Origin of the sequence: Paenibacillus chondroitinus NBRC 15376 (assembly GCF_004000765.1) — a bacterium.
Lineage (GTDB): Bacteria > Bacillota > Bacilli > Paenibacillales > NBRC-103111 > Paenibacillus_E > Paenibacillus_E chondroitinus.
Map to the genome: position 1 here is coordinate 512,666 of NZ_BILW01000001.1, position 23,911 is coordinate 536,576.

The 23,911-nt window shown below is 46.2% G+C and carries 18 protein-coding genes; 14 read left to right on the forward strand and 4 right to left on the reverse strand.

The window, feature by feature from the left end; all coding sequences use genetic code 11:
* Window positions 1-5 precede the first annotated feature (5 nt).
* The 4 genes from PCH02S_RS01960 (at window position 6) to ald (ending at window position 5,318) form a co-directional block, all read left to right on the forward strand.
* The gene (locus tag PCH02S_RS01960; RefSeq protein WP_127449506.1) at window positions 6-1,127 is read left to right on the forward strand and encodes a glycoside hydrolase family 88 protein; all 1,122 of its coding nucleotides are present in this window, start codon (window positions 6-8) and stop codon (window positions 1,125-1,127) included.
* Window positions 1,120-2,271, forward strand: a complete 1,152-nt coding sequence (locus PCH02S_RS01965) for a DUF2264 domain-containing protein (RefSeq protein WP_127449508.1) — start codon at window positions 1,120-1,122, stop codon at window positions 2,269-2,271. The genes PCH02S_RS01960 and PCH02S_RS01965 overlap by 8 nt, the downstream gene beginning before the upstream one ends.
* Window positions 2,272-2,411: 140 nt before the next feature.
* Window positions 2,412-4,079, forward strand: a complete 1,668-nt coding sequence (locus PCH02S_RS01970) for a PucR family transcriptional regulator (RefSeq protein WP_246068909.1) — start codon at window positions 2,412-2,414, stop codon at window positions 4,077-4,079.
* A gap of 123 nt (window positions 4,080-4,202) precedes the next feature.
* Window positions 4,203-5,318, forward strand: a complete 1,116-nt coding sequence (gene ald / locus PCH02S_RS01975) for an alanine dehydrogenase (protein ID WP_127449510.1) — start codon at window positions 4,203-4,205, stop codon at window positions 5,316-5,318.
* 44 nt (window positions 5,319-5,362) lie between these two features.
* Here ald and PCH02S_RS01980 read toward each other — a convergent pair whose 3' ends face one another.
* From PCH02S_RS01980 to PCH02S_RS01990, 3 genes are read right to left on the reverse strand one after another with little or no spacing between them, the layout of a single operon-like run.
* A complete protein-coding gene (locus PCH02S_RS01980; protein ID WP_127449511.1) occupies window positions 5,363-6,220 on the reverse strand; it encodes a MetQ/NlpA family ABC transporter substrate-binding protein in 858 nt (285 codons plus the stop codon).
* Between the two features lie 30 nt (window positions 6,221-6,250).
* Window positions 6,251-6,913, reverse strand: a complete 663-nt coding sequence (locus tag PCH02S_RS01985; protein WP_127449513.1) for a methionine ABC transporter permease — start codon at window positions 6,911-6,913, stop codon at window positions 6,251-6,253.
* Window positions 6,910-7,938, reverse strand: a complete 1,029-nt coding sequence (locus tag PCH02S_RS01990) for a methionine ABC transporter ATP-binding protein (RefSeq protein WP_127449515.1) — start codon at window positions 7,936-7,938, stop codon at window positions 6,910-6,912. The genes PCH02S_RS01985 and PCH02S_RS01990 overlap by 4 nt, the downstream gene beginning before the upstream one ends.
* 235 nt (window positions 7,939-8,173) lie before the next feature.
* On the opposite strand from PCH02S_RS01990, the gene PCH02S_RS01995 reads away from it, so the two are divergent.
* A complete protein-coding gene (locus PCH02S_RS01995; RefSeq protein WP_127449517.1) occupies window positions 8,174-9,844 on the forward strand; it encodes a hypothetical protein in 1,671 nt (556 codons plus the stop codon).
* A gap of 18 nt (window positions 9,845-9,862) precedes the next feature.
* Entirely contained in the window at window positions 9,863-10,822 is a 960-nt protein-coding gene (locus PCH02S_RS02000) for an acetylxylan esterase (protein ID WP_127449518.1), read from the forward strand.
* A 55-nt stretch (window positions 10,823-10,877) separates the two neighbouring features.
* On the opposite strand, the gene PCH02S_RS02005 is transcribed toward PCH02S_RS02000, so the two are convergent.
* Window positions 10,878-11,081, reverse strand: a complete 204-nt coding sequence (locus PCH02S_RS02005; protein ID WP_127449519.1) for a YrzA family protein — start codon at window positions 11,079-11,081, stop codon at window positions 10,878-10,880.
* Between the two features lie 182 nt (window positions 11,082-11,263).
* Here PCH02S_RS02005 and PCH02S_RS02010 point away from each other — a divergent pair, with 182 nt between their 5' ends.
* The 8 genes from PCH02S_RS02010 (at window position 11,264) to PCH02S_RS02045 (ending at window position 23,869) form a co-directional block, all read left to right on the forward strand.
* Window positions 11,264-13,015, forward strand: coding sequence for an ABC transporter ATP-binding protein (locus PCH02S_RS02010; RefSeq protein ID WP_127449521.1), 1,752 nt, complete (start codon window positions 11,264-11,266; stop codon window positions 13,013-13,015).
* The gene (locus PCH02S_RS02015) at window positions 13,002-14,804 is read left to right on the forward strand and encodes an ABC transporter ATP-binding protein (RefSeq protein ID WP_127449523.1); all 1,803 of its coding nucleotides are present in this window, start codon (window positions 13,002-13,004) and stop codon (window positions 14,802-14,804) included. Before PCH02S_RS02010 ends, PCH02S_RS02015 begins: the two co-directional genes overlap by 14 nt.
* Before the next feature lie 311 nt (window positions 14,805-15,115).
* Window positions 15,116-16,786, forward strand: a complete 1,671-nt coding sequence (locus tag PCH02S_RS02020; RefSeq protein ID WP_127449525.1) for a pyridoxal phosphate-dependent decarboxylase family protein — start codon at window positions 15,116-15,118, stop codon at window positions 16,784-16,786.
* 5 nt (window positions 16,787-16,791) lie between these two features.
* Complete coding sequence (locus tag PCH02S_RS02025) at window positions 16,792-18,570, forward strand: methyl-accepting chemotaxis protein (RefSeq protein WP_246068911.1); 1,779 nt, start codon at window positions 16,792-16,794, stop codon at window positions 18,568-18,570.
* Window positions 18,571-18,813: 243 nt separating this feature from the next.
* Entirely contained in the window at window positions 18,814-19,506 is a 693-nt protein-coding gene (locus tag PCH02S_RS02030) for a response regulator transcription factor (protein WP_127449527.1), read from the forward strand.
* Window positions 19,499-21,055, forward strand: a complete 1,557-nt coding sequence (locus PCH02S_RS02035; RefSeq protein ID WP_246068912.1) for a sensor histidine kinase — start codon at window positions 19,499-19,501, stop codon at window positions 21,053-21,055. Before PCH02S_RS02030 ends, PCH02S_RS02035 begins: the two co-directional genes overlap by 8 nt.
* A 28-nt stretch (window positions 21,056-21,083) precedes the next feature.
* Window positions 21,084-21,452, forward strand: coding sequence for a hypothetical protein (locus tag PCH02S_RS02040; protein ID WP_127449529.1), 369 nt, complete (start codon window positions 21,084-21,086; stop codon window positions 21,450-21,452).
* 188 nt (window positions 21,453-21,640) lie between these two features.
* Complete coding sequence (locus PCH02S_RS02045; protein WP_127449531.1) at window positions 21,641-23,869, forward strand: GDYXXLXY domain-containing protein; 2,229 nt, start codon at window positions 21,641-21,643, stop codon at window positions 23,867-23,869.
* Window positions 23,870-23,911 lie beyond the last annotated feature (42 nt).

Genomic DNA, 23,911 nt, shown 5'->3' on the forward strand with positions numbered 1-23,911 from the left:
ATTGTATGTGGAAACAAGCCATTGAAGATGCTTTACAGAAAACGAAAGTGAACATTGAACGTTTTGGGGATTTATTTCCTCATGTCAGCGAAAATGATGTATATCACTTGAATCCGAATACGGATTGGACGGATGGTTTCTGGTCCGGTATTTTGTGGTTGGGCTACCAATACAGCGGTGACAAAGCATTTCAAGAGGCTGCACAGAAAACGGTGGCAAGCTTTAAGAAAAGATTGGAAGACAATGTTGCTCTAGATCACCATGATATCGGCTTTTTATATTCCCTTTCCTCCAAAGCGCAGTGGATCATTGAAAAAGATGAGAATGCCAAACAGCTTACACTTCAGGCTGCTGACGTATTGATGAAGCGCTGGAGACCAAAAGGCCAGTATATTCAAGCTTGGGGTCCAGAAGGCGATGAGCATAACGGTGGCCGCATTATCATTGACTGCATGATGAATCTGCCGCTTTTGTACTGGGCTTACGAACAAACAGGCGACGCGAAATACAAAGAAGTTGCTGTTATTCATGCCGATTTAAGCCGCCGTTATTTGGTACGTGGCGATGATTCCTCTTTCCACACGTTCTATTTTGACCAAGAAAACGGTGAGCCACTGCATGGTGGAACGGCACAAGGATATAGCGATGGTTCAACATGGACTCGCGGCCAAGCATGGGGGATTTATGGATTCGCGCTTTCTTACCACTATACGAAAAATCCGCTTTACCTGGAAACTGCGAAACGTTTGGCTCGTTACTTCTTTGACCGCTTACCGCAGGATGACGTTGTGTACTGGGATTTCAATGCGCCTGTGAACGCAGAAACGAAACGCGATAGCTCCGCTTCCGCGATTGCTTCAGCAGGAGCGCTTGAGTTGTTGGAGCATTTGGCTGGAGATGATGCAGACCGTGCTTATTTGGAAAATGCGATTGGGCGCTCCATGGCTGGACTCGTGAAATCGTATGCAACAATCGGCAAGCCGGATGCACAAGGTTTCATTGAGCGCGGCTCCTACAGTGTACGCGGCGGAAACGCGCCGGACGACTTCATGATCTGGGGAGATTATTACTACTTGGAAGCGCTTGTACGCATGGAGAAAGGAATCAAAGGTTACTGGTATGAATAATCAAGCGGCAGCCAGCAGTACCCGTTCTTACTGGGTACAAACCATGCTTCGCATTGCGGATCCGGTTCTTACGGCATTGGCAGATAAACAACTGCGGGCAACCATGCCTGTTGAAAATAAAAAAGAAGAGCAGCGCCAATACTCGCATCTGGAGGCTTTTGCCCGTACGCTTGTTGGCATTGCTCCTTGGCTGGAAACACCTGCGCTGGATGCAGAAGAGGAGAAGCTTCGGATACACTACGTCCAACTTGTGCGTACAGGTCTGGATGCGGCGACTGATCCCGAATCGCCTGATTTCATGAACTTTAGCCACGGATTTCAGCCGATTGTGGACACTGCTTTTCTGTCGCATGCGATTCTGCGAGCTCCTAACACACTTTGGCATGGACTGGAGAGCCGTGTTCAGAGCAATCTTGTGCAAGCCTTGAAAGCGACGAGAACTCGCAAGCCGGGTTTCAACAACTGGCTGTTGTTCGCTGCGATGACGGAAACCGCGCTCAGATTTATGGGCGAGGATTGGGACCAGATGCGTGTGGACTTTGCCCTCAAGCAGCATGAGCAGTGGTACCTCGGAGACGGCATGTACGGCGATGGCCCTCACTATCATGCGGATTACTACAACAGCTTCGTGATTCAGCCTATGCTGGTTGATATCATTGAGCATGTGGATGCGCATTATGAAGATTGGGCTGTTATGCGCAAGGACATTTTAGCGCGTGCTCAGCGTTATGCCGCTGTTCAGGAGCGTTCCATCTCTCCTGAGGGTACGTTCCCTGTTATCGGCAGATCGCTTGCTTACCGGTTCGGCGCTTTCCAGGCGCTGGCTCAGACAGCGCTGCGTCGCGAACTGCCTGCCGGTGTATCTCCAGCGCAAGTTAGATGCGCATTAAGCGCCATTATCACGCGTCTGATTGAAGCACCGGGCACCTTCGACGAAAAGGGCTGGTTGACGATCGGCCTATGTGGTCACCAGCCTGAACTTGGCGAGCCTTACATCTCTACAGGCAGCCTATACCTATGCTCCGCTGTCTTCCTGCCGCTAGGCTTGCCGGCGGATGACGCGTTCTGGAGCGATGCGGATGCGCCTTGGACCTCGCAGAAGGTTTGGTCCGGGCAAACCGTTGCCATTGATAAAGCCATATAAGTTTGGATATCCAAAAAGCGCTTTGTTTCCTAGTGAAACAGGCGCTTTTTTCATGTATACTAAACTTCGTTAATTCTTTTATCCCCAAACAGCCTGAATAGTCAATTGTGGATAACTTTGATGAGCCAGAAGAAAGTAGCGTGACAGTCTTGAATCAAGATTATCAATTAACGGTAGAAGAAGTGCTGGGTAGACCCTTCTTTCAGCAAGCCTATATTGCAGCAGGACAAGAGGGGTTACAGCGGCTAGTGCGCTGGGTGCACATCATTGAAGTTATTCAGTTTGAAGAGCTGCTGCAGGGCGGAGAGATGATCCTGACGACGGGGGCTGCCTTTAAGAGCGATACTAAGCTGTTTATGCTCTATTTGGAGCAGCTTATTAATAATAACGTTTCCTGTCTTTGCATAGAGATGGGCCATTATTTAAGCGCTATCCCGCAGACGTGGATCGACGCGGCGGAAGCCTGCGGACTCCCTCTCATTATTTTCCCTCAAGCGGTGCGCTTTATCGACATTACGCAAGATATTCATGCTCACATCATCAATCAACATCATAAAGCACTCCAAGATTTGGAGAAAATTTCACGAGAATTCCATCGTATGACATTATCTTCGCAGGGCGTATCTCACGTGCTTGGGCTGCTCCAGAGCAGTACAAAAGCCCAAGTCATCTATATGCCTCAAGATGGCCAACCCAAATTTGTTCCACAGCTGGGGAGCCGGGAGACGACGCAATGGCTGGAAATTTTGAATAGCCAAATAGAACGGGAAACAACGGCCAGCAATACAGGCTCTCCAGTCGTTTTTGAATTAGAAGGCCAGACAGTTATCGTACAGCCTGTTGGCGCGATGGGGAAAACATGGGCCCATATTATTCTTGTTTTAGGTCGTAAACCACAGGAGTATGAGTACTTGATTCTGGACTCCGCCTCTTTGTCGATCGCGCAGGATTTATTGCGCAAACGCTATATGGAGGAGCGCAAATTGTACTCGCAAACCTTATGGGTAGACGATCTGCTCCATCTTCGAATTCGTGATGAGGAACAGGTCAAAGTCCTGATTGGCCATGGATTTAAACAGCTGAATGAGCTGCCTTATCATGTTATTTTAATCGAATTTGAACATAGACAGATCGAATACAAATCCGTGCTTGAAGACGGTGATGGCATAGAATCTGCGGGTATTCATCTTTCATTAGCCGCACGTTCCATTTTTGAGCAGCACACGTTTCATCCCTTATTGACTTTGAAAAATAACCGGCTTGTCGTCGTAGCTTTTGACAAAACGTCCAAACGGCCTGCCAAAGAGCGGCTTCAGCAGGTGTTTCAGTCGCTTCAACTTTTGAAAGCTGAGGAGGAGATGGAGCTGACCATCGGAGTTGGCCAAAGCAACCGGAGCTTTTTGCAAGCCCACCGAAGCTATCAAGAAGCGCTTCAAGCGATCTCACTTGCTCCGACACTGCGGGGCAAAGTGCAGTTTTATGACGAGCTCGGCGTCTTCCAACTGCTTTTTCATATTGCCGACAAGCAAATTCTGCAGTCTTTTGTCCGTACGTATTTAGGGCCGATTATCGATTATGATCACATGAAAGGCAGCGAGCTGCTGCGCACGCTTAAGGTTTATCTGGACAGCGACGGGTCTAAGCAAATTGCGGCCCAGCAGCTTTTTATCGTTCGACAGTCCCTTTATTACCGTCTGGAGAAAATAGAGGAGCTGCTAGGCGCAGACTACATGCTTCCTGAGAAACGATTAGCGCTGCAGGTCGGAATTCGGGCGTATCAACTGCTTTATCCGGAAATAAAATTGTGAAAAAAAACCGGATAGATTTTTGACAATTTGTCTAATGGAACAAGATCGGATCCCTCTTATACTTGGAACTATCAAGTGAAGACGGATCCTTTTTCATGGGTCCCTAGGAGAGGTAGATGCAGAATGATTATTGGGGTTCCTAAGGAAATAAAAAATAACGAGTTTCGTGTAGGCATGACGCCTAGTTCCGTGCTTTCTTATACAAATGCGGGGCATGAAGTTTTGGTAGAAACCATGGCAGGTCACAGTATCGGATTCACGAATGAAGATTACGTACAAGCAGGAGCGACGATTGTCGCTGCAGCATCGGACGTTTGGGCAGCTGAAATGGTTGTTAAAGTGAAAGAGCCGCTCCCAGAGGAGTTTGGCTACTTCCATGAGGGTTTGATTTTATACACGTATCTTCACCTTGCACCTGAAGCTGAATTGACACATGCATTAGCTCGCAACAAAGTTACTGCAATTGCGTACGAAACCATCCAGTTGGATAATGGCAGTCTTCCATTATTGACGCCAATGAGTGAAGTAGCAGGCCGCATGTCCGTCCAAATCGGCGCGCATTTCTTGGAGAAAGCGCACGGCGGCAAAGGGATTCTGCTAGGTGGCGTACCTGGTGTTGAGCCCGGAAAAGTAGCCGTAATCGGCGGTGGAATCGTAGGAGCCAACGCAGCGAAGATGGCGATTGGATTAGGCGCCGATGTTACGATCGTGGACCTGAATCCGGATCGATTGCGCCAATTGGATGATCTCTTCCAGGGACGTGTGAAAACGATCATGTCCAGTCCTTATAACATCGCCGAAGTTGTGCGAAAAGCTGATTTGGTTGTCGGTGCCGTACTTATTCCTGGCGCTCGCGCACCACGTCTCGTGACTGAAGAGATGGTCAAAACAATGAGTCCCGGCAGCGTGATTGTGGACGTTGCGATCGACCAAGGCGGCTCCATTGAGACGATAGACCGCATCACAACGCATGATCAACCGACTTACGAGAAGCATGGCGTCATTCACTATGCGGTGGCCAATATGCCTGGTGCCGTAGCTCGCACGTCTACATTGGCTCTGACAAATGTGACCACGCCTTATGGCTTGCAAATTGCCGGCAAAGGGTATGTGCAGGCAGCTCTCGACAATAAAGCCATCGCCAAAGGGATTAATGTTGTAGCGGGGCACGTTACTTACAAGGCTGTCGCTGAGGCGCATGGCTACGCTTATACGGATATTCAATCTCTTTTACAATAAGCATAAAAAACCGTCAGAAAGATTTTCCTGACGGTTTTTCTATGTTAGAACGCTGGAACGATAGCGCCTTTGTATTTATCTTCGATGAACTTTTTCGTGTCAGCGGAGTTCAATTCTTTTGCCAGCTTTTGCATAGCTTCGGAATCTTTGTTGTCCGGACGAGCGACGAGAATGTTCACGTAAGGGGAGTTTTTATCCTCGATGAACAGCGCATCTTTCGTAGGGTTCAAATTCGCTTGAAGCGCGTAGTTCGTGTTAATGAGCGCTAGATCGAACTCACCGATCGTACGTGGCAGCATAGCCGGGTCAAGCTCTTTAATTTGAAGTTTTTTGCTGTTTTCGACGATGTCTTTCACAGTTCCTTTAATGCCAACGCCATCTTTCAGCTTGATCAAACCGTTTTTCTCCATCAAAGCTAGCGCACGGCCCGCATTGGACGGGTCATTCGGGATAGCGACAGCCGCGCCTTCTTTCAATTCAGCAGCGGATTTCACTTTTTGAGAGTAAGCACCAAAAGGTTCGATGTGTACGCCAACGACTTTAACAAGGTCTTGTTTTTTATCGGCATTGTATTGGTCCAGGTAAGGCTGGTGTTGGAAAAAGTTTGCGTCCAATTGTTTTTCAAACACTTGCACATTCGGTTGTACATAATCGTTGAACTCGACGACTTCCAAGTTAACGCCTTGAGCCTTCATTTTTGCTTTGATCCCGTTCAAAATTTCAGCGTGAGGTACGGAAGACGCGCCAACCTTCAAAGTAACTTCTTTGGCAGGCGTCGTTGCTGCTGGCGCTCCAGAAGCAGCTGGCGCTGTGCTGGCTTGGTTCTCAGCCGGTTTTTGTCCACATGCGGCAAGCGCCAACACGAAGAATAGAGCAACAAGTGAAACAGAAAGTTTTTTCATGATAAAATGACCTCCAATAATCGTGATGTCTTATTTGCGGTTGTATTTGGCGACCATGCGATCACCAAGCATTTGTAAAAGCTGAACGAAAAGGACTAGGATAACGACGGTGACGATCATAATATCCGTACGGAACCGCATATAGCCGTAGCGGAGCGCAAGATCGCCGAGTCCGCCTCCGCCTACGACGCCGGACATGGCGGAGTAGGAGAGCAGGGCCACAGCCGTCACGGTAACGGCTGAGATCAAGCCCGAGCGTGCTTCCGGCAGCAGAACGCGCCAGACGATTTGCCATGGCGTTGCGCCCATCGACTGAGCGGCTTCAATGACGCCGCTCTCGATCTCGCGCAGCGCGGATTCGACCAGCCGCGCCAGGAAGGGCGCGGCGGCGATCACGAGAGGCGGGATCGCGCCTTTCACGCCGATCGTGGTGTGCACGAGCGCCTTCGTGATCGGGAACACCGAAATCATGAGAATAACGAAGGGCACGGAGCGCAGGATGTTCACGATCAATGAGAGCACACCGTATAGCGGCATATTTTGCAGCAACTGCCCTTTGGAAGTAAGGAATAAAATAATGCCAAGGGCTAAGCCAATGATGATAGTGAACAGGAGCGACCACCCCAACATGACTAGTGTGTCGGCGGTTGCTTTGGCAATCTCAGCCCAGTTAATCTCCCAAGTCATATTCATGGGGCCATCACCTCCACATCCATTCCTTCTTGCTTCAATTTAGCAATAACAGCCTCGATTTCCTCTTGATGAGCACCGGATAATTGCACGACCAATTGGCCGTACGGCACCCCTTTCATGGAAGAAATGGTACCTTGCAAAATAGCAAAGGTCACATTCGTCGATTTGACAGTCTCGAAGAGAATCGGTTCATACGTCTTCGCTCCGATATACGTAATCCGAATGACAGTACCTTGCGTATTTCCACTGTTCAGGTTCATGCCGTCTTCCGTTACGCTGCTCGCAAAATCAGCAACCTGTCCGACGAAATCCTTCGTTACCGGATGCTGAGGCTGTAGGAACACATCGAGCACTTTCCCGGTTTCGACGATCAAACCTTTCTCCATGACAGCAACGCGGTCACAAATCGCGCGAATGACCTGCATTTCATGCGTAATTAGCAGGATCGTAATGCCAAGTTTCCGGTTAATATCGAGCAGCAGAGCGAGAATGGCATTCGTAGTCTGCGGATCAAGGGCAGAAGTAGCTTCGTCGCAGAGCAAAATGTCCGGATGGTTAGCTAGCGCTCTGGCAATACCGACACGCTGCTTCTGTCCACCCGAGAGCTGGTTGGGATATTTGCCGGCATGGTCCTGCAGTCCCACCAATTCAAGCAGCTCTTTAATCCGTGCTTTTATTTCAGCTTGTCCCATACCCGCCAGCTTCAGCGGGAAAGCGATATTATCGGCAACCGTAGAGGAGGAGAGCAAATTGAAATGTTGAAAAATCATGCCGATCTTGCGGCGCTTTACTTGCAGCTGTTTGGCATTTAAACTTGTCATATCTTCGCCGTCGATGGTGATGCTTCCCGAGGATGGACGTTCAAGTAAATTTACACATCGCAACAAGGTGCTTTTCCCTGCGCCGGAATGTCCGATGATGCCGAAGATTTCTCCGCGATCGATATGTAAATGGATCTGCTGGATAGCCGGTACACGTCCCGGTACATCCTCGTACACTTTTTGTAAGTTCTCGATATGAATCAGGATGAATACCTCCTATCCCAAGCAAATAATGGTGACGATATATTTTGACCGACGGTAGATTATTTTATAAGAAATTGTAAAGGGAAGCAACAGCCAAAATATGAAAAAATGAATGTTCCGTCAGTCATTGACGCTGCATATGATTGCATATAAACTTGAGTTAAACGTTTCAACTAAGAAAGACAGCGCTTTATTATACAAATAAACCGTTATCTTTGATGAACGACGCAAGGGGATGACAAATTTGACGAATTTGCAACAAAGACAAAACGAAATCCAATCAAAAGTAGCCGCGGCGGCCTATCAACTGCCAATACTAGAAAGTGGCTTTTTATTTCACCAAGATGTTCGAGATAATTTCTATTATGCTTCCTATTTATTTGCCGCTTCTCAAGAGCATGAAATGGAATTTGCCGGTGACCGCCAATTGGCGAAAAGCAAAGCAGAAACGATTCTTCAACGTTTACTTGAACTACAGGACCAGGATGCGCAAAGCCCAACTTACGGACATTGGCCGTTAAATTTAAAACCAACACCGCAGGAAGCTTCTAAAAACACACTTCCCGTGGAACTGATGGGAAGTTTAATGGTTTATTTTTATGATCGATATTCAGCCATTCTTAGCGAGCCCTTACGCAGCTCATTTGAAGAAGCTCTTCAACATATCTATAAGAGCAATTTTTATCGTAAAAAGGTTGAGCATTACAACCATCACGAAGCCAAATACACGGCTGCCAAGCTCATTTTTGGGCAGCGCTTTGCAGATAAAGAATTGTTGGAGGATGGCATTGCGAGCTTACGCCTTACATTGGATCGGATTACCTCAATTGGTATGTCCGAATACGGAGGGCTGCCATGGTTCTGGCATTGGGTTCAGGCGTTTACGTGCGCTTGGCAGCTAATGAAGGATCAAGAGCTGAAAGAAGAGCTCGCTCAAATGCTGGATTATTTATGGCGTATCCGCTCGACGTATTATTTGAGTGGAGCATGGGTTGGACCCCATTCCAGAATTTGGCCGCATGATATGCCCAGGGATACGAATGTCCTGCATGATTACGTGCAGTATGGGGATTTTACGCTCCCTGAGGAAATGCCTCGAACCGAATTTGCAGGCTTTCTCGCGTATGAAGCTCCAACGGATGCTCTGGAACTCGCCTTGCATCGTCAGTCCCCAACGGAAGTGAAAGTCCGAATTCCCAAACAGGCGGGAACGGCAGCTAATGATGAAGATGTGCTGCATAGCTATGTATATATCGCAGAAAGTTTCGCAGTAGGCGGTATCTACGAGCGTATGCTTGAATTTGACAATGAACAGCATCGCTGGGATGTGTCGCTTCCCCTGGATGCTGTGACAGGCGTCAATCATGCTTATTTTTTTCATCCAGCTGCTGGAAATAAAGAAGGAGATTTGCGGCATCAGAGCGAATTTTCAGAAGTATTTTTTCACCGCAACACCGTCATTGCTGACTATCAAATCCCCGTAAGCCATCAAGATCAAATTATTGGCTGTTTGCCGGCAGGGGAATGGGTGGAAGATGAGCATGCGTTGTTCGGTATTTGTGGACAAGCGTACATGGCTGTCTATATTCAACAGTCGTATCAAAGGAAAGTGCTCGACGACCGTTCCATCATTACGAGCAGCGGCCGCAATAATGCCGTTGTGATTGAATGCATCGACAAGCATGACGCGTTGAAACAGGGGATTGAGGGCTTACGTCAATTCGCAAGCACGATGAAAAACAGGCATCCGGAGCACGCTCAGTCAGATGAGGGCGGAGCCGAATTGACTTACACGACACTGAATGATGAGGTACTTGTTTTCAAAAGCGGTCCTGACCGCGAATTGGGCAGATGGGTTAATGGTCAAGCTGTTCATTTCGCTGCATTCAAGGCCCCTTTAAAATAAAAGAAAAGAGGAGTTATCATGCCATTAGTGGATATGCCTTTAGAGAAGTTGCTCGCTTATGAGGGCCGCAATCCCCGACCTGCTGATTTTGATGCGTATTGGGAGCGGGCCATTGCCGAAATGAAAGCCGTTGATCCGCAAATCGAGCTGCGTCCTAGCGAATTTCAAGTGCCTTTCGCTGAATGCTTCGATCTTTATTTCACAGGCGTGAAGGGCGCACGGATCTATGCCAAATATATTCGCCCTAAGCACTCATCCGCTCCTCATCCAGCTATCGTACAATTTCATGGTTATTCAGGGAATTCCGGCGATTGGTCGGATAAAGTTCAGTATGCGGCTTTAGGATACTCGTTTTTCTCCATGGATTGCCGGGGACAAGGCGGCTTGTCCGAAGATGTAGGAGGCATGAAAGGGACTACACTCAGAGGCCATATCGTGCGTGGATTGGACGATCATCCTGATCAATTATTGTTCAGGGATATTTTCCTTGATACAGCGCAGCTGGCTGGCATCGCGATGAGCATGCCGGAAGTAGATGCAGAGCGTGTAGGAGCGATGGGAGGCTCCCAAGGCGGAGCCTTGACGATTGCTTGCGCTGCGCTTGAGCCGCGTATTAAGCGATTGGCGCCGGTGTACCCCTTCCTTAGCGACTATAAGCGCGTATGGGAAATGGATTTGGCGAAGGATGCCTATCAGGAGCTGAAGGACTTTTTCCGCCGCCATGACCCGCAGCATAAACGGGAAGAGGAAGTTTTCACCAAGTTAGGCTACATCGATATTCAAAATCTAGCCGGGCGAATTCAAGGTGAAGTCATGATGGCTGTTGGTTTAGCCGACACGGTATGTCCGCCTTCAACGCAATTTGCCGCTTACAACAAAATCAAATCGCCTAAAAGCTACGAGCTGTATCCGGATTTCGGACATGAAGGCCTTCCCGGCTTTAATGATAAGACGCTTCAGTTCATGTTGGGCTTATAATGCAAAAAATGACTCTCTCATCGGATTCGGATGGGAAGTCATTTTTTCATGTCGTTTACGATTTGAAGTGGACAACCGCACTGTAGAGCATTTTACCGGCATTCGGGTCGAATGTGGTGTGATGCTGAACGGCGTAAACACTTAATAACAACGCTTTATTATTATCTACCTGTTCGTTAATTTGCTTCTCCAGCGTTCGCAAGTCATAGGCTTGAAAGAACTCAATTTTATTGTCAATTCGGTCTAATATAAAATCCATTTCCGTAATCCTCCTAGGTAACATATGTGAAAATTAGATGACTTCTCTATTATAACGTCAATATCTGATATAGGAAGTGGCTTTGAATAGGCGTATACTGTAGGGGGACGCCTAGCAAGATACAAATGTTCCTTCGGAATACTTATTATTCCAGACAACAAGTATTAGGAAGTGATGTCGTTTTGAAGTCAACTAGGTTATTATTTGATTTCCTGAAACTGAAATGGCCGTTGTATATCGTAGCCGCATTGTCAATCTCCGTAGGCAACATTGTATATTCGTATTACCCCAAGCAGCTAGGCGCATTTACGGATCACCTTAAGGTTGGGGGCTTGAGCAGAGATTTAATTGTGACCTACAGCGTGCAGCTCCTGATTATTGGTATTACATTCGGTGTTTTAACAGCAATTGGACAGTATTTGATTATGCGAAACGGAAGACGATTCGAGTTCGTTGCCAGAAATCGATTATTTGATCATTTTACACAGCTGGGGGCTACTTTTTACTCCAAAAATGGTGTCGGCAAGCTGCTGAGTTATGTGATGAACGATGTCACCGTCATCCGGGAATCGATTTCGATGGGAATTAACCAGATTGTGAACTCGGCGATTTTAATTATTGCTGTTGTCGTGACCATGCTTTTCAGTTCAGTTCCGTTGTATTTAATTCTTGTAAGTGTTCTGCCACTATTGCTGATCCCGATTCTGAGTGTAAAATTTCAACCTATTATCAAAAATCGTTCCTTACAGGTTCAAGAAGCTTTGGGTAAAATGACCGAGTCAGCCGAGGAGCAGTTTGGCGGTATCCGTGTCACGAAAAAGTTCGCGGTTGAACCGATCATGATTAACAGGTTCAGTACAACGGTGGACCGGATTCGCGATAACCAATTAAGACTGGTTCGTCTGTCTTCCCTATTTGAAGCATTAATTCCGTTTCTGGGCGCAATATCGCTTATTATCGCGATTGCATTTGGGGGCTATTTGACGATTCATGGTCGGATTACGATTGGGAATTTCGTTGAACTAACGCTCTACATACGCATGATGGTCAACCCGCTTCAGCAGATCGGACGTGTTATTAATGCCATGCAGCGGTCCAAAGCATCGCTTGAGCGGATCAATGAGCTGCTTGATTTGAAATCGGAAGTTGCAGATTCAGAGCTGGCGCAACCTTCACACCTCGATCAAGAGGGAATTCGAATTGAGCATTTGTCCTTCGCGTACCCTGATGATGAGGATGAAGTGCTTCATGATATTTCGTTAACGATTGAGCCGGGTAAATCGATTGGGATTATCGGTAAAACAGGAAGCGGCAAATCCACGCTTGTGAAGCTGATGCTGCGGATTTATGATCCTCCTGAGGGAACCGTTTACATCGGGGATACTGACATTCGGGATGTGACTCTGGAAAGCTTGCGCAATCAAATCGCTTATGTGCCGCAAGAGGGCTTTCTCTTTAGCACAACCATTCGGGACAACATCGCTTTTTACAAACGGGAATTACCGCTTGAGCAGGTAGAACGGGCCGCTAAAAATGCGCAAATCCTGAACAGCATTATCTCGTTTCCCGAGAAGTTTGAGACGAAGCTGGGAGAACGCGGGGTGACTTTGTCAGGCGGTCAGCGCCAACGCACGAGTCTTGCCAGAGGCATCATCAAGGATTCACCGCTCATGATTCTGGATGATAGCGTTAGCGCAGTGGATTCTGTAACAGAGAAGCATATCATCGACACGATTCGTAAAGAACGTTCCAACAAAACGACGATATGGATTGCCCACCGGATATCGGCATTAAAGCATACCGATGAAATTATTGTGCTTCACGAAGGTCGAATTGTTCAACGCGGCACACATCAAGAACTTATTGCGCAGGAAGGCTTGTACGCCGAACTTCATGCGATACAGGAAGGAGGCAGCCACGATGTCGCGGAGTAAAGAGAGCAGCACCACTGAGCCGAAAGCCGTGAAAACGTCCTTCCGGGCTTTATCCGTTTATGCCAAACCGCATTGGTTGACATTTGCAGCCGTTCTGCTGTGCGCCTTGATGGGCATCGCTGCTGACTTGTTTCAACCCTATCTCGTGAAAATTGCGATCGATGATAACTTGATGATCGGGAAAAATGATTACCATGGACTGCTGCTGATTTGTCTGTTTTATGTAGGACTTTCGGTAAGTTCATTATTTTTCAGTTACTTGCAGAACAACTTGCTGCAATTCGCCGGACAAAGCATTGTAGCTAAAATTCGCAAGGATTTGTTCCAGCACATTTTCAAGCAGTCGATGTCGTATTATGACAAGACACCTAGCGGCAGTCTCATTACGCATGTATCCAGCGATACAGAGACATTGAACCAGTTCTTTACGCAGGTTTTGTTAAGTCTGGTGCGCGACGGCATGACCTTGATTTTCATCATCGTGTTAATGTATCATCTGGATCCAACGCTAACGTTATACAGTATGATCGTCATTCCAATCATAGCGATTATTGCTATAAGCTTTCGTAGATACATGCGCAAAACGTATCAGCTTTCCAGAACGCGATTGTCTCAAATGGTCGCTTATGTGGCTGAAAATTTATCAGGCATGCACCTCATTCAAGCCTTTCACCAAGAGAATGAACAAATGAAACGTTTCGTAGATCGCAATTCAAGCTACTTTCAGGCTAACTTGCGGGAAATCCGCACGAACGTGTTGTTTAACCGCTCTTTTGATATTTTGGGGAACCTTTCCGTAGCTTTTATCACTTGGGTCGGTGGAATGGCCGTATTTGATAAAACGATTGAATTTGGTGTGCTTTATGCGTTTATTACGTATATTCGGCAGTTTTTTCAACCGATTAACAATATCACGCAGCAATGGAATACGCTTCAGTCTACAACTGTTTCCATGAACCGGATCTGGAACATTTTTGCTACACAGCCGGAAGTCACTGACAAGCAGAATGCGAAAACGATTCCGCTGGCCAAGGTCAAGGGCGAGATTCATTTTAACCATGTGAAGTTTGGCTATTTGAAGGATATCTCCGTTCTTGAAGATCTCGAGCTTCGCATTGAACCCGGCGAAATGATCGGGATTGTCGGCACGACGGGAGCGGGTAAAAGTTCACTTATTTCCTTGCTTTGCCGCTTTTACGATGTGCAGGAAGGAAGCATCCGGATTGATGGCACGGACATTCGGGATATTGCGCAGGCGAATTTGCATCGTATGGTCGGGCTGGTCCAGCAGGAGCCTTATTTATATGCAGGCAGCATTCTCGATAATGTGCGGATGTTTGATGAATCCGTTGCGCGTGAGGATGTCATCAAAGCCTGCCAATTGGTGGGGGCTGACAGTCTGATCGCGAGGATGAAGGATGGGTATGAGACGAGGATCTCGGAAAGAGGAAGCGGCTTGTCTGCGGGGGAGAGACAACTGATTTCTTTCGCGCGGATCATTGTTTTCCAACCGAAAATATTGATTCTTGATGAGGCTACGGCGAATTTGGACTCTCAGACGGAGCAGCTGATCCAGACGGCCCTGCAGATTGTTGCTGAGGGAAGGACAACACTGGTGATCGCCCATCGGATCTCCACGATTATTCATGCGAATCGTATTCTGGTTATGAGCCAAGGTCAAATTGTAGAGGAAGGCAATCATACTGAATTGCTTGCTCTGCATGGCTATTATGAGCAATTGTACTTGCATTCTCACGGAAGTATGGACACTGCGCAATCCATTTCCTAGTCCTAGTCAACAAAATGATATTAACCCTAAAAAGCTTTATCACGTTCCTTATGGGAATGCTGATAAAGCTTTTTTTATCCTTCTTATTCTACCAATGGTTATTAAATGGAAACGATTCAACTATATAACAAAAGTACTATATAAGTATAATAATTGGTAAATTGTGTTGTTATATTCAATTTGCTGTACTATACTATTGTATAAAAATGTAAGGCTTTTGTCGGCTATTGTCGAAAGAAAGGGGTTTTGCCTCAGTTGGACGTTTTTCTGCCTATTTTCTTTGAACGATTCTATCGATAGGAGAGGAAATTATGAGAGAGAGAAGATTGCCAGACGTACAGAGATTGTTTCCTAGTGAAAATGGTAACCAGCAATCACGCCAAATGATGATGCGATTCTTTGAACAAATTTTGACCGGTGTCGATGGGCTGAAAAATCCGGATGACGTCAACCTTAGAGGTGAAAAAGACCGCACAGACCGCTTTTACAACAACCTCATCCAACAAAGCGCGATCCCCTCTGAAAGCATGCCGATGGAGGAAGTTAACTCGGAGTTATTGGCACTGCTGCACAATCATCCATATCATACTAAATATTTTCTAACCAATATTTTGCCGATGGCTAGTATACCGGGCATTGTGGGCATGCTTGCAGCGTTCATGGTGAACGGCAACAATCTGTGGGATGTGTACGGTCCAGCGGGTGCCGAAGCGGAAGTAAAAGTTATCAGCATGATGTCGAAATTAATCGGTTATGATGCCATGAAAAGCGGTGGCTACACAACCTGGGGTGGTCAGGGAGCTGTATTCTCAGGACTGCGTATAGCAATTGCCAAATTCGCTCCGGAAGCCTTGCTGAAAGGTGTTCCCGACAATTTGTACGCATTTTGCTCCGATGCTGCCCATTACAGCTTATTCAAATCTGTTGAGGCTACGGGAATCGGAACCGATAAATTAATCCGTGTTCGTACGAAGGCTGACAGTTCCATGGACGTGAATGACCTGAAGCTTAAGATGGAAGAGGTCATCGCCCTAGGTGGGATCCCGGTTTATATTGTCGCTACAACAGGTACGACAGATGCCATGGGGATTGATGATTTGGAGATGATCCAGGCTACAGCCGGCAAGGTTGCTGCTCAGTTTGGGCTGTTAAGACCTCATATCCATGCGGATTCGGCGTTGGGCGGATTTTTTGCTTTCTTCCAAGACTATGATTTCACAGCTAATCCACTAGAGTTTAAAACTGAAGTATTGCAAGCCATACAAGCTATACATAGCCGGATGAAACATCTGGATTTGGCGGATTCGCTTTGCTTTGATTTTCAAAAGCTGGGGCAAACCCCTTATCTGACAAGTCTCTTTCTTGTCAAAGAAGCCGCGGATCTAACGTTGATGGACCTGCATCCGGACGAAACGCCATATGTCGGGCATCGTGGTTATGGCCAGTATCATACAGGATATACGCTGGAATGCTCTCGCATGGCCAGCTCAATCAGTATTTACAGCGCTCTTCTTGCATTCGGCATTCAAGGGTATCAGCAGCTGTTAGCTCAATTCGTTGAAGTTAATCTTGCCTTCCGTGAGGCACTGCGTCTGGAAATCCCGGAGGCTGTTATTGTGAATGCGGATAATCCCGGTATTATCACGTTATTCCGGCTTTATCCAGAAGGAGGCTCCCGTTTTGAGGAAGAGGTTTCGGGGGCTTGTTCGCTAAGTGAGATTGATCGTAACAACAAGTTTAATGAAATTTTGTTTGAAATTCTTGGGAAGCAGCGCGAGCGCATTTTTTTTGGCGACACCAAAAAGCACTTGCTAGTGCCAACGAAAGAGGGGAGTTTTACAGCTTTATATGCGACCAAAATTTTCGTGATCTCCCCCTATACGGAGGTTAAGCATGTACCGGAAATTGTGCAGTATTTGAAAACATTCGTCTCACAGGTTTTTGAGAAATATGCTGAAGCATCTACGATAAGCGGGAGGTAACACAAGTGGCTACGCATAAGCAAGCTCTGACAAATAAAGGGAAACTTTTCAATACGAAAGCAGTGAACTGGATCCGTGAACATATTGCCGTCAAAATGACGATCAGCATTGTTGCGCTGTTGTTAGTCGTCAGCTCGGTATTTTCATTGTCCGGTTACTGGGTGAGCAAAGGTTTAACGACAAAGCTTGAGGATCAATTTGTTCTGCGGTTAACGTCAAATATTCAAAACGTATCCAACTATTTGGCCGTCATTCCTGAGCGTCCTGAAGATATAACGGATACCAAACATCCAGGTTACCAGCGAATAAAAAAACAATTCGAGGAGTTCAAAAAACATGACACGTTGGAGAACGTGTATGTATTGACCAGAACGCCAACGAAAGATCAGATCGTCATCCTGACGGGCGTTGACGATGATTACGGAACCGAATACCCGTTTACGCCGGAAATGAATGAGGCTATCGCGCAAGACAAACCCATGATTAGCAATATTTATAAAGATGAATATGGCATTCATAAATCGATATTTGTACCGCTCAGAAACAAAAATGGTGAAAACGTCGGCATCATTGGGATTGATTTGGATGCGAGCGTTATATCCAAAACCTATCATGAATTGTTCTGGACGATGCTGAGCATAACGCTTATTGTTTTGGCCATTGGCAGCCTGATCGCCTACTTTATTAGTCGTAGCGTAACCAAACCGGTCGTTCAGCTCATGCATGTCACAGAGAAACTCGCTGCGGGGTACTTGACTGAAGAAGTCTCCATTGCGCGAACCGATGAGATTGGAAAACTGGCTGCTGCCTTTAATGTGATGCGCAACAACTTGGAATCGCTTATTCGCCAGATGTATGATTCATCGCATATCATTACTCATACGAGTGAGCAATTGTATCAATCAGCGGACGAGTCGAGCTCAAGTGCCGGACTGGTTGCGGTTTCTATGAACAACATGTATGACGGCGTGGCGGAAGTTGTAAGTTCCATATCAGAGAGCACATCATCGATCGTTGAGATCAACTCCGAGCTGACGGAAGTCACGACGGAAGTCAAAGAGATGCAGGAGATGGCGCATAAAGTTGGCGCGCAGTCGGTTGACGGCCAGCAGCTTGTCGAGAAGACACGGCATCAGATGAATGTGATTCAGCAAGAGATGAAGTCTTCGCATGAAGCCGCACTTCAATTAGGGAACCGTTCGAAGGAAATCGGAGCGATTATCAACATTATTACGGAGATCGCGCAGCAGACGAATTTGTTGGCCTTGAATGCATCGATTGAAGCGGCTCGCGTTGGCGAGCAAGGCAAAGGTTTTGCCGTTGTTGCCGGCGAGGTGAAGAAGTTGGCGGAGCAGTCTTCGAAAGCCGCAAGCTCGATTACAGAGCTTGTGTCTGGCACACAAAAAGACAGCCGTCTGGTCATGGAAAGCATCGTCCAGGGTAATCATGCTGTCGAGCAGGGGCAGACCTGGATTAATGATACATATGAAAATTTCAAAGTTATTTTCAATGGTATTTCCGTGTTTTCCGAGCGGACTGATCATTTGTTGAATACGCTGGAGAGAGCAGTGCGATCATTCGAGATCATTTCCCACGTGATGCACAAAATTTCGGGCATTACCGAAGATCAGTCTGCCGGGTATGAGGAAGTTGCGGCTGCTGCGCAAGAGCAAAGCGCTTCGATCGAAGAGATTACAACGGCAATTCGCCAATTAGCGGAGATGGCGGTGGAGCTGCAAAATTCGGTGAAAAGCTTTAAGCTTACCGAGCCACAGCACAAATGAAAAATGGACTAACCAGCCTTAGGGCTGGTTTTTTTATGTTGCGTTCTAATCAAATAGAGAGCTGGCGGCATCTTAAGCGTAAGATCCCTGAAGTTAAGAAAATCTTAAGAATTGTCTCCATAATCTGTTAAGATTCGGTGTCTATACTAAACCTCATGATAGCTATCAACATTTTGATTGAAATTACGAGACCAACTTGATACGTTTAGTAACACAGAAATGATGTAAAGGAGGCAATCCAGAATGGCACAACCTACAATACTCCTAGTCGACGACGAGAAAGAAATCATAGATATGCTTGCCATTTATTTAAGAAATGAAGGTTATCAGCTGCTCCGAGCATCTGATGGAGCAGAAGCCCTTCAGGTTCTTCAGAAGGAAGAGATAGATCTTATCGTTCTCGACATTATGATGCCGAAAATGGATGGGATTGAAGCTTGCTTAAAAATCCGAGAGCAAAAAAATATGCCGATCATCATGCTCTCTGCAAAGAGTCAGGATATGGATAAAATATGGGGCTTAAGCTCAGGGGCCGACGAGTACATGAGTAAACCATTTAATCCGTTGGAGCTTATCGCTCGCATTAAGTCCCAGCTTCGCCGCTACACTAGGCTTAACGTACCTCATGTGAACAAGGACCACGAGTTCGAAGTGGACGATCTGACGATTAACACGCAGACGCATGAAGTCAAGCTGGAGGGGAAAGAAATTAAGCTAACCCCAAGGGAATTCGCTATTCTTGAGCTGTTAGTCCGCAACCGAGGGATGGTGTGGAGCTCGGAAAAGCTGTATGAAACCGTCTGGAAAGAAGCCTATTATGACTCTGATAATACGGTCATGGTGCATATCCGCAAAATTCGCGAAAAAATTGAATCAAATCCAAGAACTCCGAGATTTATAAAAACGGTTTGGGGGGTTGGCTATAAAGTTGAATAAACGTTACGATATCGATCCTTACTCTAAAGTAAACCGATTCCCATTTACCCTTTTTCCCTTTAATCTTCTTCGAAAGCTGATTATTTTGATTCAAACGCTCTATAAGATTACGATGGGACAAGTGGAGCGGAGCATAAGAATGCAGTTGATGATAACCTTTGTCATATGTTTGCTGGCGGGAATACTGACTTATGGCATTTGTTCTAATCTGTTCGGAGAAATGAGACAGACCGCTGTTATTGATTATAAATTCGGGATTGAACGAATAGATAGTGAAGCCCGAAGCCTGGTTAATGAACTATCAGCCCTCCAGAATCAACGAGATTTGCCCAGTGGTGAAGATTCGGGGAGGAATCCGGAATTCTTCGAAAATCACGTTAAATGGATGAGTGAACAGAAGTTCAAAGTTCTAATAACGGATCTGGAAGGTCGAGTCGTGTATCGAAGTCAAAATGCGGCGGAAACAAATGTCGAAATTTACAATGTGATCGGCAACGCGATGAACGCCAGAACGGAACAGGATTATGGCCGAAAAGAATTTTCGAGTTTTTACCCTGTCAACTATTTGGGACAAAAATCTTATCTGATTGTCTCCGGCATTCCGGAACCGCACATTACGTATCAAAAGGGTGAAAGTCCGTTGTCCCTGTTGAGTGCTGTGGCTGTTTTTATCCTTTTGTTCTACTTCATGACACAAAAGAAAATGCGCCATATTGAGGAATTGGCCGGTGGTCTGCGCATCATTGCAACCGGGAATTTGGATTACCGCGTCATTGAACGTAGTCAAGACGAGCTTGGTTCCTTAGCCCGGGATTTGAACTTTATGGCAGAAGATTTGCAGAAAAAGATTGAGGAGGAAAGAAGAAGCGAGCGTTTGAAGCGCGAGCTGATTACCAATGTTTCTCATGATTTACGTACGCCTCTGACGCTCATCATGGGGTATTTACGGCTGCTGCATGATAAAAGCTACGAAACGCCTGAGCAGGCGGCCGGGTATATTAGTATTGCTTATCATAAGTCGGAAAAGCTGAAATTACTTATTGATGACTTGTTCGAGTTCACGAAGTTATCCAATCGCGATGAACCTCTTTACAGAGAAGGGGTAGCAATCAACGAGCTATTGGACCAATTGCTTGAGGAATTTGTCACACTGGCTGAGGAGCAGCAACTTACGATCAACCGCACAATCCCGAAGGAGAAGCTGTTGGTTCGTATCGATGTGGATAAAATGATACGTGTCTTTGAGAATCTTCTGGGAAATTCCCTGAAGTATAGTTTGAAGCCAGGGGCGATTACCGTTAACCTGCACCATGATTATCGGCATGTTACTCTCCAAGTCAGCAATCAAGCAGAAGTGATTAGCGATGACGCTTTGCATCAGTTATTTGATCGGTTCTATCGGGTTGATACTTCACGATCTTCCAATACCGGAGGCTCCGGTCTAGGGCTCGCGATTGCCAGAAGTATTGTGGAATCCCACGAAGGTGCCATTTGGGCTGAGCAAAGCAACGGCCAAATTCATTTTTTCGTGAAATTAAAGCTTGTTTAATGAAATAGACATTTGAAGGGGATTTGCGATGAGACGATGGTTTGTAGGTCTGATATGTGCAAGCTTACTAGGTTTGATAGGCTGCTCAAAGACTATCGAATTTACCGGGAAAACGGAAGATTGGCAAGTGGAATGTTCCGTTCATCCATCCGATCATGTAAAAGCATATACGATCGCGTATATTGGAAAAGACAGTCAGGCTGTTGAAAATGTCAGTTACTCTTTTATGAATAGCAAAAATTTTAATCAAAGTGGTACTAGCGAAACGAGCTCGAAAAATTTGAAAATGAGCGGAAAGTCCACTGAAGAAACGCCTTATACAGATGAAGATGATTTTAAACTTCATATCAAATGGAATGATAAGGAGGACACGATAACCGTAGTAAAGAAAGATTAGTATCTTAATACATATACTCAGCCGATTATTGCCCCTGAGGCAAAATTGGCTTTTTTCTTATTTTTTTAGTTAAGATTCGCAATGGAGCGTTATCAAAGGCTAATGATGGGGTACTAGGAATAGTTAGTACTTCTCAAAACGTATAACTCAAGTACAATGAGAATTAAGACGAGAGGGGGTTAGGCATCATGAAATCGAAATGGATTACGATTCAATTAGGCTATGTGCTGGGAGCCAGTTCCCTGCTAACGGCCATTGTATATTTTTTCGCAACCAACTGGGAGCAATTAAACCGCTGGGAGAAGTTTGCGCCCGCTTTTCTGCTTATTCTCGGCTTCTATGGATTATCGGTTTGGCTTTCCCATCAAGCGGGTCGGCAATTTCTAAGTAGACTTAGCTTATTTGCAAGCTGCGTTTCCTTTGGTGTAGGAGCGGGGCTCATTGGGCAGACCTACAATTCTCATGCCGACAGCTACACGTTGTTTGCGGTCTGGTTGATCCCGGCCTTTCTTTTTGCCATATGGACGAGGTGGCAGCCCTTTTACATCCTGTCGTATATTCTTGGGCATCTGGCTTATTGCTTTTACTTTTTCCCTCATTGGCAAGGCGGATCGGATTCGGAAGGTGTTCAAATTGCGATCTGGGTAGGATTAGCTATTGTGAATGGCATTCTTTATCTGTTAACAGAGCGTGGAAAGCTGAACTCTTCGTTAATGAAGTGGATTTCATTTCAAGCGGTAATAGGTATACTGCTCCTCCTTTCAAATTCGTACGCATTCGAAGATTACGGGGTGTTCATGAATTTACCCCTGATTGCTGTTCTTGCGGCAGCGGTATGGTACTCACATAAAATGCGCAACAAAGCTTATCTATTGTTCTCAGGCTTATGGATTTCAGCCACGATTACGTTTAAATACATCGAACTCGTCGTTCGCCATTATAATGAGCTTTTTTTCATCATCAGTTTGCTACTTATCATTGTATTCATCGGCGCCAATGTGAAGTTCATGACATTTATCCGGGCATGGCAGCCTGCCGAGAAGCCAAGGAATGAAGTACTCGAAGGTGAGGCAGGAGAGGGCGTTAAACCGGAGGGTGATTTTACCAAATGGATTGTGCGTGTTCTTACGGTTTCCGTCGTTATCATCGGATCGCTGTTAGGCAGCCTGACGGTTATCGGGATTGTTACGTTGGTGCTGGGGTTTGAGAACCCTGAGAATGTGTTGATGGGTTTTGGACTTGTTGTTGTAACCAGTATGATCTTTTTGAAAAAACTAAATGCGTTAGTGAGGTACACCATACTCATCAGCGGACTGCTTCTTGGAGCGGGAGGGGCTGTGTTTGCAGAAAATATCCCCGTCCAATTCGCTTTCTTAGCACTTACAATCGCCGCGTTTATCTACATTGCCGGAATGGTGCATCGCATTTTCTTCTTCCTTGCGGCCATTTTGATCACAGCTGCGATTTTAACCAATTGGCTCGATAGCAGTGTTGTCATTTTGTCAGTGATTACGGGCTTATTGTTCGTCCTGTTTGCAGGCGGGCAGGTCATCCGGAATGCTGCAGTTAGGCAGCCGGTGCTCTATAGCAGCTATCCATCGTTTCTTTTCACATTATTTGTGTTAACTTTCATGACCGAATCTGCTTGGTATTATGTCACCAACGCCCTTTTCTTTGTCCTTGTCGTGCTTGCCTTAATCGTTAGCAGGCAGCTGCAAAGCCGTTGGATTTTTGCTTGGTCAATGGGGTTCTGGACAGCTTTCCTCGTGTACAAATATTACGATTTAGCCTGGAAGCTGCTGCACAAATCGATTACGTTTGGCATGATTGGCATCTTGATACTGATCTTTACCGTTTGGTACGAAAAAAGGCATCGCCTTGAAGCTGCCGAACCCGAAAATGCTGCTGGGGCAGACGTTAAAGCGAATCGACTCTTGATTGCCGTGCTGGTGCTGCTGCAGATCGTTGCCATGTCGATACAAATTGGCAAAAGTGAGTGGCTGCTCTCTCATGGACAACTCATCAAACTCCAGCTTGAACCGCTGGACCCGCGTTCGCTTATTCAAGGGGATTACGTGCGCTTGCGCTATACGATTTCTGAGCCGCCTATTTCTGATTTGAAGGACGATGATGTGACAAAGAAAATTTCTGTCGTGCTCGCACCGAACTCAGCTACAGATGTGTATGAATTCAAACGTGTCTATACGAAAGGGGAAGAACTTGCCCCAGGAGAAGTGCGTATGAACGGAACTCGCAAAGGGTATGAGGGGATCGAATATGGCATTGAAAATTATTTCATTCCAGAAGGTACGGGACGTACCTACGAGCAAAATGCCAAGTTTGCGGAAGTGAAGGTTTCTGCTGGCGGAGATGCCATTCTTGAGCGCCTTATACTGCAACAAAGTGTTGTTCAATAAAGATTAATGTGGTAAAATTACCCGATCTTTGCAAGCAAAAGA